12 protein-coding genes are annotated in these 14,462 nt (G+C 33.4%); 4 read left to right on the forward strand and 8 right to left on the reverse strand.

Features of this window, described 5'->3' with window-relative positions:
* Positions 1–20: 20 nt before the first annotated feature.
* From GBH57_RS04565 to GBH57_RS04600, 8 genes are all read right to left on the reverse strand, one after another.
* Complete coding sequence (locus tag GBH57_RS04565) at positions 21–1,100, reverse strand: PAS domain-containing sensor histidine kinase (protein ID WP_151672864.1); 1,080 nt, start codon at positions 1,098–1,100, stop codon at positions 21–23.
* A gap of 166 nt (positions 1,101–1,266) precedes the next feature.
* Positions 1,267–1,830, reverse strand: a complete 564-nt coding sequence (locus GBH57_RS04570) for a 5-formyltetrahydrofolate cyclo-ligase (RefSeq protein WP_151672865.1) — start codon at positions 1,828–1,830, stop codon at positions 1,267–1,269.
* A gap of 21 nt (positions 1,831–1,851) precedes the next feature.
* The gene (locus tag GBH57_RS04575; protein ID WP_151672866.1) at positions 1,852–2,811 is read right to left on the reverse strand and encodes a succinylglutamate desuccinylase/aspartoacylase family protein; all 960 of its coding nucleotides are present in this window, start codon (positions 2,809–2,811) and stop codon (positions 1,852–1,854) included.
* Positions 2,812–2,866: 55 nt separating this feature from the next.
* A complete protein-coding gene (gene rimK / locus GBH57_RS04580; protein WP_151672867.1) occupies positions 2,867–3,742 on the reverse strand; it encodes a 30S ribosomal protein S6--L-glutamate ligase in 876 nt (291 codons plus the stop codon).
* On the reverse strand, positions 3,732–4,199 hold the full coding sequence (locus tag GBH57_RS04585) for an ATP-dependent zinc protease family protein (RefSeq protein ID WP_151672868.1): 468 nt from the start codon (positions 4,197–4,199) through the stop codon (positions 3,732–3,734). Before GBH57_RS04585 ends, rimK begins: the two co-directional genes overlap by 11 nt.
* A 77-nt stretch (positions 4,200–4,276) precedes the next feature.
* A complete protein-coding gene (locus GBH57_RS04590) occupies positions 4,277–5,149 on the reverse strand; it encodes an ATP-grasp domain-containing protein (RefSeq protein ID WP_151672869.1) in 873 nt (290 codons plus the stop codon).
* 161 nt (positions 5,150–5,310) lie between these two features.
* Positions 5,311–7,533, reverse strand: a complete 2,223-nt coding sequence (locus GBH57_RS04595; protein ID WP_151672870.1) for a TonB-dependent receptor — start codon at positions 7,531–7,533, stop codon at positions 5,311–5,313.
* Positions 7,534–7,605: 72 nt separating this feature from the next.
* Positions 7,606–8,055, reverse strand: a complete 450-nt coding sequence (locus GBH57_RS04600; protein WP_151672871.1) for a hypothetical protein — start codon at positions 8,053–8,055, stop codon at positions 7,606–7,608.
* A 133-nt stretch (positions 8,056–8,188) separates the two neighbouring features.
* Between GBH57_RS04600 and uvrC the strand changes: the two genes are divergently transcribed.
* The 4 genes from uvrC (at position 8,189) to GBH57_RS04620 (ending at position 14,461) form a co-directional block, all read left to right on the forward strand.
* Positions 8,189–9,982 (forward strand): excinuclease ABC subunit UvrC, encoded by a 1,794-nt coding sequence (gene uvrC / locus GBH57_RS04605; RefSeq protein WP_151672872.1) that lies wholly within the window; start codon positions 8,189–8,191, stop codon positions 9,980–9,982.
* A 107-nt stretch (positions 9,983–10,089) separates the two neighbouring features.
* The gene (locus GBH57_RS04610) at positions 10,090–12,324 is read left to right on the forward strand and encodes a patatin-like phospholipase family protein (RefSeq protein ID WP_151672873.1); all 2,235 of its coding nucleotides are present in this window, start codon (positions 10,090–10,092) and stop codon (positions 12,322–12,324) included.
* 57 nt (positions 12,325–12,381) lie between these two features.
* Positions 12,382–13,545 carry a homogentisate 1,2-dioxygenase gene (locus tag GBH57_RS04615; RefSeq protein WP_151672874.1) on the forward strand — a complete coding sequence of 388 codons (1,164 nt, stop codon included), beginning with the start codon at positions 12,382–12,384 and terminating at the stop codon, positions 13,543–13,545.
* Positions 13,546–13,690: 145 nt separating this feature from the next.
* A complete protein-coding gene (locus GBH57_RS04620) occupies positions 13,691–14,461 on the forward strand; it encodes a DUF3108 domain-containing protein (protein WP_151672875.1) in 771 nt (256 codons plus the stop codon).
* Position 14,462 lies beyond the last annotated feature (1 nt).

Consider the following 14,462-nt stretch of genomic DNA (forward strand, 5'->3'; position numbering starts at 1 on the left):
TTTTGTTAGTTTTTATATTTTTAATTCAATAAAATTTTTAGTTTAGTTCCTTTGTCTACAGTGCTTTCAATAGTTATAGTGCCTCCAAGTGCTTCAATTTGATTTCGGGTCATAAACAACCCAATACCTACGGCATTTTTGTTATTATGAAATGTTTGGTACATATTAAATATTTTGTTCCCATAAAGTTCAAGATTGACACCTATACCGTTGTCCTCAAATACTAGTAATTTATCTTCACCTTCAGTGTATGTGGTAATTTTGATTGTTGGGGTACGATCCGGATGAGCATATTTTATAGAGTTAGAAATAATATTTAAAAAAATACTATCCATATAAGCTGGTATATAGTCAATACTTTCTAGCGATGTAAAATCTGTAATAAACTCAGCTTTACTTGGTTTAATTACATCAGATAAAATGTTAATTGTATCGTTAAAAACTTCATTGAAAGATACGTCTTTAAGCTCACCACCTGTTTTAGAATTTACAGAAACAATTTCATTTAAGTGTGAAATAGTTGTATTTAAACTTTCTGAAATTTGCAGTAAACCGTCCATAAGTTCTTTCTTTTCAGTTTCATCATCAACAGCATTTAAGAGGGTGAGTGAAAGTTGAAAATTACTACTGTGTGAACGTAAATTGTGAGAAACTATGTGAGCGAAATTTAGTAATCTTGCGTTTTGAGATTGTAATAACTTTTGCTCTTTCTTTTTTTCGATCTCAACGAGTTTTTCTTTGTTGATGTCTCTAAAAACACCTTGAACTCCAATAATTTTATTGTCATTATTATAGATGGGTTTCCCAGCTGCTTTGACCCAGAATATTTCACCATTTGAGCGCTGCATTTTCACGGTGGTTTCGAAAGGTATTCCTTCACTACAATCCATAAATGTTTTTATAGCTGTTTCCCTATGTTTAGGAGCGTATAAATCAATGAGCTTGTAAAGTGATGGTTTGAAATCTTCGCTCAGGTTCAAGATTTTTCTTGCCTGTGGGTCTAGGTAACTTTCTTTATTTATAAAGTCAACCTTCCAACCACCTGACGCAGTTAATTCGGCAACTTCTCTATAATAAAAATCATTATTAGATAGATTCAAGAGTATACATTTTTAACTCAAAAGTCATTTGTAAAAGTGCTTTTGATATTTTATAAAAACATAGCGTATTAACTTGGGGATAGAAATATATAATATTTTTAAGTAAAATACTATAACATTTAGAGTAAAGACCTTTATTAGCTAGTAAAAAGTTGGAATATCTAGATTACGACGGTTTATAAATCTTTTTAGGGGTAATTACCATCGATAATGGGATGTCGTATATCCCACTTTGAATTTCATCTTCGGGTTCAAAGAAGGACACACCAATAAATTTACAAGTAGGATTACATTGCGCTAAAAATCTATCATAAAACCCTTTTCCGTAACCTATTCTATTTCCTTTTCTATCATAGGCTAAAACAGGAACAAATACAACGTCAAAAATATTTGGATCTAGTTTAATACCATCTAATGGTTCTGGAATTCCATATTTTGAAATTTTAAACTTCGTATTTTCTTGAAGTAAAAAATGTTCTAAACTGGAATCTTCAAAGTTCGATTTTGAAACTCCAATAGTTTTATCTCTACCTTGAAGTATATGCAATAAATAGTTGGTGTCTACTTCAGCCTTGTCTTCAATAGTTAGGAATATATGATAATTTGTGTAATCCCATATATCTAAAGTTAAAGCAGTGTTCGCTATTTCAAGGCTCATTTCATCTATATCATTTGTTGATAAAGCTGCTCTAAGGTTTTTATATTTTTTGCGAAGTAATGCTTTGTCCATTATTATGTAAAATATTTTAGGCTATTTACTTTCAGTTGAAATATGAAAAATGGCATCACCTTGATTTACAATAGGAGCTTGATTTATATTTATAATATAACCATCGTTTGGAGCTAATACTTTAAAACGCATAGTTCCGTAAGGGTCAGTAATTGTAGCTAAAAACTCTCCCTTTACTACATGCTTATTACAGTCTATTTTAATATGAAGTAGTCCGCTTTTTTGAGCTCTAATCCATTTGCTATTGCTAATAACCACAGGTGTTCTATCAATAGGTACAACTTTGTAATCGTCTCTAAGCATCCCTAAATGATTTAACACACGTGATACGCCATCAACACCTTCTTTGACAATATACTTATTGCTTTCTAAAGATTTACCTCCCTCAAAAAGGAGTACTTGTTTGCCCATTTTTTTACACGTATTACGGTATGATTTACCAATGTTAGTAGCATATACAGTAAAAGGTGCGTTGAAAACTTGAGCTAATTTAAATAACTTTTCATCGCCTGGGGCAATTCTAATTTGAGCAGCATTAAATCGCTGAGCTCCTCCTGTATGAAAATCTAAACAGTAGTCTGCGTGAGGTAAAATTTCTTTCACAAAATGATATGCAATTCTACTTGCAAGAGACCCCGTTTTAGTTCCTGGGAATACTCTATTTAAATCGCGACCATCAGGAAATACGCGATCTTGATTTAAAAATCCAAAAATATTTAAAATAGGAATACAGATTGTTGTACCTGTTTTTGGCTTGTTTATGTGTTTAGCAATTACTTGACGCACTATTTCAACACCATTAATTTCATCGCCATGAACTCCTGCAGTTAGTAGTACCGTAGGGCCATCAATTTCAGAACGATTAATAACAATTGGGATTTCTATTTTTGTTGCAGTATATAATTTAGCAAAACTAAAGTTTAGGGTTTTGGCTTCTCCTAAACCTATTCTTTCTCCTAAAATAATCATGTCCTTAGCCATCACTTCTAATTTTAATATCTTTTTTCTTCTGAAATTTTAATATTTCGGAAGAAAACTAATCTGTATTTTTTTCAATATACTTAATAATTTTAGTAGCAATGTCTTTGCCAGTTGCAGCCTCAATTCCTTCAAGTCCTGGAGAGCTATTTACCTCAAGTATTAAAGGCCCTCTAGAAGATTGTAACATATCAACACCCGCAATACCTAATCCCATTGCTTTTGCTGCTTTTAGCGCTGCAATTTCTTCTTCATCACTTAATTGTATAACTTCTGCTGTTCCGCCACGGTGAAGATTACTTCTAAACTCACCTTCTTTTCCTTGACGTTTCATCGCTCCAACTACGTGACCATCTACGATAAATGCTCTAATATCCGCACCACCAGCTTCTTTAATAAACTCTTGTACAATTACCCTTGCCTGAAGGTTGTTAAAAGCTTCGATTACGGACTCGGCAGCTTTTTTGGTTTCGGCTAGGATAACGCCTATTCCTTGTGTTCCTTCTAATAATTTAATAATTACTGGAGCACCACCTGCTTGTTCTACAATCTCCTTCACATTTTTTGAATAGTTTGTGAAAATGGTTTTTGGTAACCCTAAACCTGCACGAGATAATATTTGAAGACTTCTCAACTTATCTCTCGATCTCACTAACGCCATCGACTCTGTCGTAGAGAAACAGCGCATCATTTCAAACTGGCGTACAACTGCTGTACCATAAAATGTAACACTTGCACCAATACGTGGTATTACTGCGTCTACATTTTCAATAGGTTTTCCTTTATAATAAACGCGTGGATTTTTCTTCTCAATAACAATATCACATTTCGTGTGATTAATTACTTCAATGTTGTGCCCACGTTTTTTAGCCGCTTCTATTAATCTTTTAGTAGAATATAAGTTTGCGTTTGCTGAAAGTATTTTAATGTTCATTAGATTTTTTTTTAGGCACCGAAGTTTTTTTCAGCTTTTTAAGTTTTAGTTTTTGAGAGAGATTTGTTTTATTAATATCGACCATAAATTTCTTGGTCAGAAATTTTCTACCTAAAAGTACGGGATATTTCATTTGTCCACGACTACTTAAGGTTAAATATATTGGGTGTGTTTTTCCAAACAGGATAATTTCTGTTTTAATTCTATAACGAGGTTCTGCTTGGCCATTACTGCTTTTCACCACTTTTACGTCATATTCATCAAATACAAACTCTTGAGTGTGATATGCTGGATGTTTTTCGTCAAGAAAAATACACTTTAAAAAGCCGTCTTCGATAACAACGTTATCGCAATGTATGGTAGAGGTATATGCCCCTGTATCTACTTTAACATCAATGTCAAAGAGTTTTAGCAAAGGAAAATCTGCGGTGTCTATTCTGCCTATTTTTCGTTTCAAATGAGTATAATTTTAAGATGCTCGCAAGGTACTAAAAGCCGAAATATGAAAACATTAAATTATATGATTAGCACAAATTATTTTCTCAAACTTTCAAGGTATTTAATTATTTTTTTAGAAACATCAATTCCTGTAGTGGTCTCAATACCTTCAAGCCCTGGGGTAGAGTTTATTTCTAAAACTAACGGTCCTCTTTTTGATTGTAATATGTCAACACCGCATACTGTTAAATTCATTGCTTTAGCAGCGGCAATAGCAACTGTTTTTTCTGCATCGCTAAGTGTCATATTTTGAGCATTTCCGCCGCGATGTAAATTAGATCTAAAATCGCCCTTTGCAGCTTGTCTTCTCATAGAAGCTACTACTTTACCATCAATAACAATTGCTCTAATATCTGCTCCTTTAGATTCGGCAATGTATTCCTGCATTACAAATTTTACTCGTGCTGTTTGGAGTGTTTCAACTGTAGAAAGTGCGTTTTTGTAGGATTCACAAAGTATTACACCTTGCCCATGGGTTCCTTCTAGAATTTTAATAATAACAGCCCCTTCACCAAAATCTTTCAGGAATGCATCTAAATAATAATGTCCTCCCAAAGTTGTTTTAGGAACAGGTATGCCAGATTTTGCTAAAATTTGAAAGCTTGTCCATTTATCACGCGAATCTAAAATACCTCTCGATCCAGCAATAGTTGCTACTTTCATAGCTTCAAAATGTCTAACAATTGAAGTGCCATAATAAGTATTTGAAGCGCCAATACGAGGGATAATAGCATCAATATCATCTACTATTTCATCGTGATATTGCAATATAGGATATCCGTTTTCGATCATCACATTACAAAATGTGGGGTCAATAACTTCCATGTTGTGATTGAGCGCTTCTCCTGCTTTAATTAAACTTTGTGTAGAATATAAGTGCTCTCCACGCGATAGGACTGCGATGTTCATGTCTTAAAAACGGGTTTTTATTTTGTTTGTTTTCAAGAGCAATATACGTAATGAAATTGACTTTAAAATTGCGTAATTAGCACAAATAAAACCTCTGCTTTTTCATAACAATAGCAGAGGTCTATTTATTCTTAAAGTTTAATAATTTAGAAAATTTCAGTTTAAAAATTAACTGTTACTTTACCTCTTAAGAAAAAAGGCGTTCCTGGTGTAAAATGAATTTCCTCTATTGGTTCTGCTTCATTAAATAACCTGCTTTCTGTGGCGAACTGAGTTTCATTCCATTCAGTGTCAAATAAATTCTCGATAATTACACTAAACGTAAAGCGTTTGTATGTATAATTTACGTTTAAATCTGTAACGAAATATCCTTCTGCGACAATGCTATTATCCTCATTTGCAGCACGGTCTTTTATATACTTGTAGTTAATGCCTCCAGAAAAAGCACCTAGGTTTTCAATGGATAATCCTCCCGTAGAAGTTAAGTCTGGTGCAAGTGGAATATAATTTGCTCCGTTAGGTTCTTCGGTACTTCTTGCATAGGTATAGTTTATATCTCCAAAAATATACAACCAATCTAACGCTTCAAATCTAGCACCTAAATCGATTCCCATTCTTCGAGTTTTTCCGCTTGGCTCAACAATTCCTGCATCGCCAACATATACAAACTCTTGTTCTAAAAATAAAGTCCATAAAGCGGTATTGAAAACAAGTTTATCTGTTGCTTTATAAATAGCTCCTAAATCTGCGCCATAAGCTGCTGGCAAAATATCTTCTCCTTCGTTTGCAACAACTACACGAGCATCGTTAGAATGAAATCCTATTCCTGTTTTAGCAAAAAACTGAAATTGTGAATTAGGACTATAGGTTACGTTAAACTTAGGGCTTGCAAATATTTTAGATTCACTTTGGTTGTCATATTGTTCGGTGAGTTTATTTTCATAATCGAACTTGAAATAATCTAATCTTAATTGTGGTTCTAGCGTAAAGTTTCCTGTGCTGTATTTGGTTTTAATAAACGCATAAGTGTTAATTTGGTTGACATTTCCATAGGCTAGGCGTTCTAGTAGTCGTTCTCTATTTTTCGTTCGAGATAATTGAATATCGTTTACGTCATCATATCGAATTCCCACGCCAGCACTATATTTAAAATCGTTATTAAATAAAGCTGTGTCTTCGCTATAAACAGTATTAAAACCAAGAATATTTCGGTCTTCAAATTGGCGTATTTGATCGCCATTTATTGGATCTTCAAGAAAAAAAGTAAAGTTTGAAAATAACTCAAAAGCATAATGCGAATAATAAGCACTACTTTCTAATTTAGAATTTGAGTCAAGCTTTTTATAATGAGTCACTAAAAAGTTACTACGGCTTGTGTTTCCTCCTTCAGTATCATCAATTGCTCCAAAACGGTCTATTAATCCTGAATCAATAGCTCGTTGAGGAATTTGCCCTGAGGCATCCCATTTACTTGTAAAATGTGAACCCATAAACGAAACAGTTTGATCTCCAGGAAGTGTATACGTGTATTTTCCCATTAGGTTAATTCGGTTAAAATTTTGTGGCGAATTATAGGGGCCATCAAAAGTAAATAAGGAACCTGCCACGTATGCATCTGCATTACTGGTATCGAGTAATTTGAATAGACCTACGGTACGGAGCGAATTGAAATCGCCAATTTCTTGAGATACAGCGCTATTTTTGAGTTGGCGTTTTGTTTTAAAACCTACAAATCCTGCAGTTGCAAAGTCTCCTTTGTCTGCATAATAAGGCCCTTTACCAAAGGTAATTTTATCTAGCGTTTCAGGAATTAAAAAGTGTAAGTCACTATATCCTTGACCGTGTGCGTGTGATACCATATTTACAGGTAAACCATCTACAGTTAAATTAATATCAGTACCGTGATCAATATCAAATCCACGTAAAAAAATCTGTTCAGCCTTTCCGCCACCAGCGTGTTGTCCAATAATTAATCCAGGTACCTTTCGTAATATTTCCTGTGAGTTTTTTACGGGAGAATTTTCAAGATCTAGTTGAACAATACTATTTAGAGCATCTACTTGTGGGGTAATTACAATTTGATCTAGCGAGATAGGATTTGGTGATAATACAATGACAAATTCATTATTAAAATCTGATGCTAACAATTGTTGGTTTACAGGTTTAAAACCTAAGGATGTAATGTTTAACACATCATTAAAGGAAGTGTTTTCAATGGTAAAATTTCCATTTGCATTAGTATGAGTGTGAGCACCGCTAGTAGTGTTGAAAATTGAGACATTTTCTAAGGGCACGTTTGATTGAGTTTGTATATTACCCTTTAATCGTTGGGCATGTAAATTTAAGGCACAGCAAGCTAGTACCCATAAGAGTTTGTGTTTCATAATTGAAAATTAGAGTGTTGTTATTTATTCAGAAATATTGAAGTACTTCTGAAATTTTAAAAACCGAAAAAATTATGCAATCTCTTTTGGTGGTGGCGATGCAATAGCGGTAGATACTATATACTGCTTATTGACCCAGTAAAATTGAGTTCTGGATTTGACTTTATGGAATTTAGGCTCAAAAAATGCTAATTTAATAACGTGCTTGTCGAGTTCTGTGTTTAGGGAAGGATGTTGGTCATCTTCAATATCATTTGAAAATACCGTATTTAAAAATGATAGAAATTCGTGAGAATGAGTTTCGTGTTGCTGTGTGCTATGAGAATGTGCGTGGTCTTCGTGATCTTTTTCAAGAAGATTGCTTATGTGCGAATGATGATTAGAAGTTTTAGAAAATGCGTGAGCAACCTTATGAAAACCTTCAGCGAGTGGTTGCTGTAATGGAGCAATAAAATAAATAGTCACAACGATTAATATCGCTGCAGACTTAAAAAATTTTACAAAAGGTAATGTTTGCTCCAAGTAATGTGCTTTAGATAAAAATACGTAATAAGCGAGGGGCGAGTTTTAAGGAATTAGCATTTTAACCCAATCTTAACAAAAATTCTCGTAGTCACATTTCCGAAGCCTCAAAAATTGCCGTTATCTTTACGCTATGGCAGAAGCATCCATTCCATTACAAGTTTCTACACTTCCAGATTCGCCCGGGGTTTATCAATACTATGATAAAGACGGGAAATTACTCTATGTAGGTAAAGCTAAAAACCTAAAAAAAAGGGTTACAAGTTACTTTACAAAACAACATGATAATGCACGTACACGATTGATGGTACGTAAAATTGCTGATATTAAACATATTGTTGTAGCTACTGAAACAGATGCTTTATTATTAGAAAATAATCTCATAAAAAATTATCAGCCTAAGTACAATATCCTGCTTAAGGATGATAAAAGCTATCCTTGGATTTGTATAAAAAACGAACGCTTTCCTCGAATTTTCCCAACACGAAGGATGATTAAAGATGGAAGTGAATATTATGGTCCTTATACAAGTATGAAAACGGTTCATACACTATTAGATCTAATAAAAGGGTTGTATCAATTACGAACGTGTAACTATGATTTGTCTCACGAAAAAATTAGAGACGGAAAGTATAAAGTGTGCTTAGAATATCATTTAGGAAACTGTGCTGGACCTTGTGAAGGATTGTATGATGAAGTACAGTACAACGAAAATATTGAAGCCATTAGAAATATTGTAAAAGGAAATTTTAAAGACTCATTAAATAGGTTTAAAGTGCAGATGAAAGAATATGCTGCCAACTTACATTTTGAAGATGCGCAGCGTATAAAGGAGAAAATTGACGTGCTTGAAAACTATCAAGTTAAATCTACAGTCGTAAATCCTAAAATTTCAAATGTAGATGTCTTTAGTGTTATTAGTGACCCAGACTATGGGTATGTAAATTTCTTACAACTTAGTCACGGTGCAATTATTAGAAGTCATACACTCGAAATAAAGAAAAAACTAGACGAGACAGATGAGCAAATGCTAGAGTTGGCAATTGTTGAAATTAGGCAGCGTTTCAATTCGCAATCTAAAGAGTTATACGTTCCGTTTAGGGTGAATGTAGAAGAAGGGTTGATGATACATATTCCTAAATTAGGCGATAAAAAGAAGATTCTTGAACTTTCAATAAGAAATGCTAAATATTATAGAATGGAGCGTTTTAAACAAGCGCGAATAGTAGACCCAGATAGACACGAAAACCGAATTATGGAGCAAATGAAAAAAGATTTGCGACTAAGTGTTGAGCCTCGACATATTGAATGTTTTGACAATAGTAATATTCAAGGAACAAACCCAGTAGCAGCATGCGTGGTTTTTAAAAATGGAAAGCCCAGTAAAAGAGATTATCGAAAATTTCATATTAAAACAGTAGAGGGACCTGATGATTTTGCTTCTATGGAAGAAGTGGTCTATAGACGTTATAAACGACTAAAAGAAGAAAATCAACCTTTACCACAACTAATTATTATTGATGGAGGAAAGGGGCAATTATCATCTTCATTAAAAGCTTTAGACGATTTAGGTTTGAGAGGAAAAATAGCAATTATAGGTATAGCTAAACGACTTGAGGAGTTGTTTTACCCAGATGATCCTATTCCATTATATTTAGATAAAAAAAGTGAAACACTTAAAATTATACAACAACTTCGAAATGAAGCTCACCGTTTTGGGATTACGTTTCATCGCCAGTTAAGAAGTAAGGAGGCATTAAATACATCGCTTGAAACAATTCCGGGAATTGGAGAAAAAACAGTTTTGGAATTACTTAAAGTTTTTAAAAGCACCAAGCGCGTTGGGAAAGCAAGTTTTGAAGAGCTTGAAAAAGTTGTAGGAGCAAGCAGAGCAAAAAAAATTATTACGTATTTTCAAGATAATTAATACTAAGTGGATGTCTTTAGAGTTTGTTAATTGAACGTGCCATAAAGCAATGCTTAATAGTTCTTTTGTATGTAAATAGATTATTTAACTAACTTTAAAACTCACCATTGAAAAAACTTCTCTTTATATTAATTACACTTATTCTCACTTCAGCTTTTTCTCAAGAGCAGGAGAATGAGGATTTGAAAGTGGGTGTAGTTTTAAGTGGTGGCGGTGCTAAGGGTTTAGCTCATATAGGTGTTTTAGAAGCTATTGAGGATGCGGGTGTTCGCATTGATTATATAGCCGGAACAAGTATGGGAGCTATTGTTGGAGGCTTGTATGCATCTGGATATTCTGCAAAGCAATTAGACTCAATATTTAGAAAAGTAGATTTTGACAAGCTAATCCAAGATGAAGTTCCAAGAAAAGCGAAAACCTTTTACGAAAAAGATGAAGCAGAGAAATATGCTTTAACCTTGCCTTTCGACAAATTTGAAATTGCTTTTCCTTCAGGATTATCAAAAGGACAAAATCTTTATAATTTATTTTCAAGATTGACTTCACATGTTAGCACTATAGATGATTTTAGCAAATTACCTATTCCTTTTTTCTGTATAGCAACAAATGCCGAAAATGGCGAACAAGTGATGCTTGAAAAAGGCTATTTGCCTAAAGCTATTTCTGCAAGTGGTGCACTGCCGTCCTTATTTAGTCCAGTAGTAATTAATGGAGATATATTAATTGATGGAGGTGTGATAAATAATTATCCTATTGAAGAGTTGAAAGCTAAAGGAGTAGATATTATTATTGGAGTAGATGTGCAGGATGATTTTAGAGATAGAAAAGAACTTAAATCTGCCGTAGATATGATGGTACAAATCAATAATTATAGCACGGTAAAGCAGATGATGGAAAAGCGGGACTTTACAGATGTGTATATTCATCCAGATATTAATGACTATACAATTGTATCATTTGATGAAGGAGCATCAATAATTGAATCTGGTGCCATTGCAGGTCAAAAAGTAATGAAAGATTTAGTTGCAATTGCAAACAGACAGAAATATGTAGAACCAGCATTGGTTAAATTTGATTTTGAAGATGAAATTTTTATTAAAGAAGTTACCGTTAATGGTAATAAACAATACACTAAAGATTACGTTTTAGGAAAATTAAAGCTTAAAATTCCCGCAATTGTATCTTATGAAGATTTTAGTGTAGGGGTTAATAACCTTTCTGCAACTGGTAATTTTGAAACTATAGACTATCGTTTTAAAAAAGATACAGATGGTACTTATATAATAAATTTTAATGTGCGCGAAAGTCCTTCGAGAATGCTACTAAGGTTAGGACTTCATTATGATCCGTTATTTAAAACGGGTGCGCTTATTAATGTTACAAGAAAACGCCTTTTTAGTAATAACGATATTGCTTCTTTAGATTTTATTGTGGGTGATAATGTTCGCTATAATTTTAATTATTACATTGATAAAGGATTTTATTGGAGTGTAGGTTTTAACTCAAGTTATTATTTTTTTGATAATGATATTGCAATTGATTTTATTGCTAACGATGTTGTTAATGATGAATCTTTACAACTCAATGAGATTGAACTACAATACAGCGATTTTACAAATAGATTATATGCCGAAACACTTTTTAGGCGTTCATTTCTATTAGGTATTGGTGCGGAACATAAATATTTACGATACCTATCTGAAACTATTGGTATTGATGAAAATAACTCACCGCGTACTGTTTTTGAGAGCACAAATTATTATAGTGCTTTCAGTTATTTGAAGTATGATACATTTGACAATGTTTTCTTTCCAAAAGAAGGAATGCAATTTGAGGGAAACTTTAGTCTTTATGGTTTTGCAGAAGGAAGAAATAAAGACTTTGAGCCTTTTTCAATAGCAAGAGCACGTGCGGGCTATGCTAAAAAATTCGGAGATAAGTTTTCAGCATTACTTACAACTGAAGGAGGCTTTAAAATAGGAGGGAATAATACACAATCATTAGATTTTTTTCTAGGTGGTTATGGGTTTAAAGAAATTAATAATATCATTCCCTTTTATGGTTACGAACCATTAAGTCTGAGAGGTAACACTTATTTAAAATCTAGTTTAATTATAGATTACGAAATACTACAAAAAAACCATTTAAATCTTTTTGTAAATATTGCAAACGTAGGAGAGGATTTGTTTGATGATAGTTCTTGGATTGACAGTATTGATTATTCGGGTATAGGTTTTGGTTACGGTCTTGAAACATTTTTAGGCCCCTTAGAAATTAAATATGCCTATTCTCCAGAAAGAGCAGCTAGCGAATGGTATGTTAAAGCAGGTTTTAGGTTTTGAAAATCAGCAGTAATGCCACAAATTTTCCCGATATTTGTGTAGTTTAAAACATGTAATATGCCTAGATATCACAAATTAGGGGACATCCCTCACAAACGTCATACACAATTTAGAAAACCAGATGGAACGCTATACAGCGAGCAGCTTTTTGGAACTATTGGTTTTGATGGAATGTATAGTAACAGTTATCACGTTCATAGGCCTACAATGGTTAAGGATATTAAAAAACAATATAGTGTTGCTCCTAAAATTGCTTTAGAAAACAATATTAAATCGTATCGTTTTAGAGGTTTTCAAGTAGCTCCAGTTGATGACTATTTAGAGAGTAGAAAAGCAGTTCTTACAAATAGTGATTGTACTATTATATTATCTGCACCTCGACATTCACTTAAGGATTATTTTTATAAAAATACAGATGCAGACGAGTTGTTATTTGTACATAAAGGAACAGGGAAACTACGTACTCATTTAGGAAATTTAGATTTCAAGTACGGTGATTATTTATTAATTCCTCGTGGAATGATTTATCAAATAGATTTTGACACGGAAGATAATAGATTGTTTATTGTAGAATCTAGAAGCCCAATTTATACCCCTAAACGTTACCGAAATTGGTTTGGTCAACACCTAGAGCACTCTCCTTTTTGTGAGCGCGATATACGTGTGCCTTACGAATTAGAAACCCATGATGAACTGGGAGACTTCGTGATAAAAGTAAAAAAGAAAGACGAAATTATTGAAATGGTCTATGCTTCACATCCATTTGATGTGGTAGGTTATGACGGTTATAATTATCCGTATGCATTTTCAATTCACGATTTTGAACCAATAACAGGGCGAATCCACCAACCGCCACCAGTACATCAAACCTTCGAGACAGACACATTTGTAATATGCTCATTCTGCCCGCGTTTATACGATTATCATCCACAAAGTATACCTGCGCCATACAATCATAGCAATATTGATAGCGATGAGGTGTTATACTATGTAGATGGCGATTTTATGAGTAGAAATGATATTGACGCAGGTCATATTTCATTACACCCAGCGGGTATACCTCACGGTCCCCACCCAGGTGCTGCAGAACGTAGTATTGGGCAAAAAGGAAGTGATGAATTAGCAGTAATGGTAGACACATTTAAACCATTAATGGTAACTGAAGAAGCTATGAAAATCGCAGATGAAGATTACTATAAAAGCTGGTTAGAAGATCACTAAATGGCAAAGCCGAAATTTTAATGTCGGAATATTTCGGCTAAATTTAAATGGATATAATCATCCTTTATTAAATCTAAAATTTCGGAATTCCAAAATGGAACAACTATTGTATTTAAGGATAAAAAAGTCCTTAAATTACATGATTATGAAAAAGTATTTTACAATTTTATTACTCTTGATTTCAGTTGCTATTTCAGCACAGGAACAGGCCTATGGTGATGGCGAGTGGTTTAAATTTAGAGTTCACTATGGATTAATTACTGCGGGTTATGCCACCTTAAAAGTAGATAATGCAATGGTTGATGGTAAAGAAGTTTACCACATTCAAGGAGAAGGCCACACTACTGGAATGACACGATGGGTTTTTAATGTTGAAGATTATTACCAATCGTATGTAGACCGAGAATTAGATATTCCTTATCGTTTTGTTAGAAAAATTAATGAAGGCGGTTACAAGAAAGATATCATGATTGATTTTGATCACGATAATCAAAAGGCAATTGTAAACAACTATAAACATAAAACTTCGGAAGAAGTTCTATTACCTGATAATGCTCAGGATATGGTGAGTTCATTCTATTATCTACGTAATCAACTAGACACTGAAAATTTGAAAGTGGGGCACACGGTTGATATGAATATGTTTTTTGATAGAGGAACACATAAATTCCGACTTAAATTCTTGGGTAGGGAAACCTTAAATACTACTTTTGGAAAAGTTCCAACATTAATCTTTAGACCTTATGTAGAATCTGGTCGTGTCTTTAAAGAAGAGGAAAGTTTAACGGTTTGGGTGACAGATGATAAAAATAAAATGCCAATTTTAATAAAGGCAGATTTAATGGTTGGCTCTTTAAAAGCTTCGTTAACCGAATATAAAGGACTCAAACATCAATTTAAGATTATAGCAGAATAGC

This window comes from Patiriisocius marinus (genome assembly GCF_008974325.1).
In the GTDB taxonomy this organism is placed as follows: Bacteria; Bacteroidota; Bacteroidia; order Flavobacteriales; family Flavobacteriaceae; genus Patiriisocius; species Patiriisocius marinus.

Excerpts from the sequence above, each read along its gene's own strand:
- uvrC (WP_151672872.1), top strand. The coding sequence starts at position 8,189 with ATGGCAGAAGCATCCATTCCATTACAAGTTTCTACACTTCCAGATTCG.
- GBH57_RS04615 (WP_151672874.1), top strand. The coding sequence starts at position 12,382 with ATGCCTAGATATCACAAATTAGGGGACATCCCTCACAAACGTCATACA.
- GBH57_RS04620 (WP_151672875.1), top strand. The coding sequence starts at position 13,691 with ATGAAAAAGTATTTTACAATTTTATTACTCTTGATTTCAGTTGCTATT.
- GBH57_RS04575 (WP_151672866.1), bottom strand. The coding sequence starts at position 2,811 with ATGGCTAAGGACATGATTATTTTAGGAGAAAGAATAGGTTTAGGAGAA.
- GBH57_RS04590 (WP_151672869.1), bottom strand. The coding sequence starts at position 5,149 with ATGAACATCGCAGTCCTATCGCGTGGAGAGCACTTATATTCTACACAA.
- GBH57_RS04595 (WP_151672870.1), bottom strand. The coding sequence starts at position 7,533 with ATGAAACACAAACTCTTATGGGTACTAGCTTGCTGTGCCTTAAATTTA.
- GBH57_RS04570 (WP_151672865.1), bottom strand. The coding sequence starts at position 1,830 with ATGGACAAAGCATTACTTCGCAAAAAATATAAAAACCTTAGAGCAGCT.
- rimK (WP_151672867.1), bottom strand. The coding sequence starts at position 3,742 with ATGAACATTAAAATACTTTCAGCAAACGCAAACTTATATTCTACTAAA.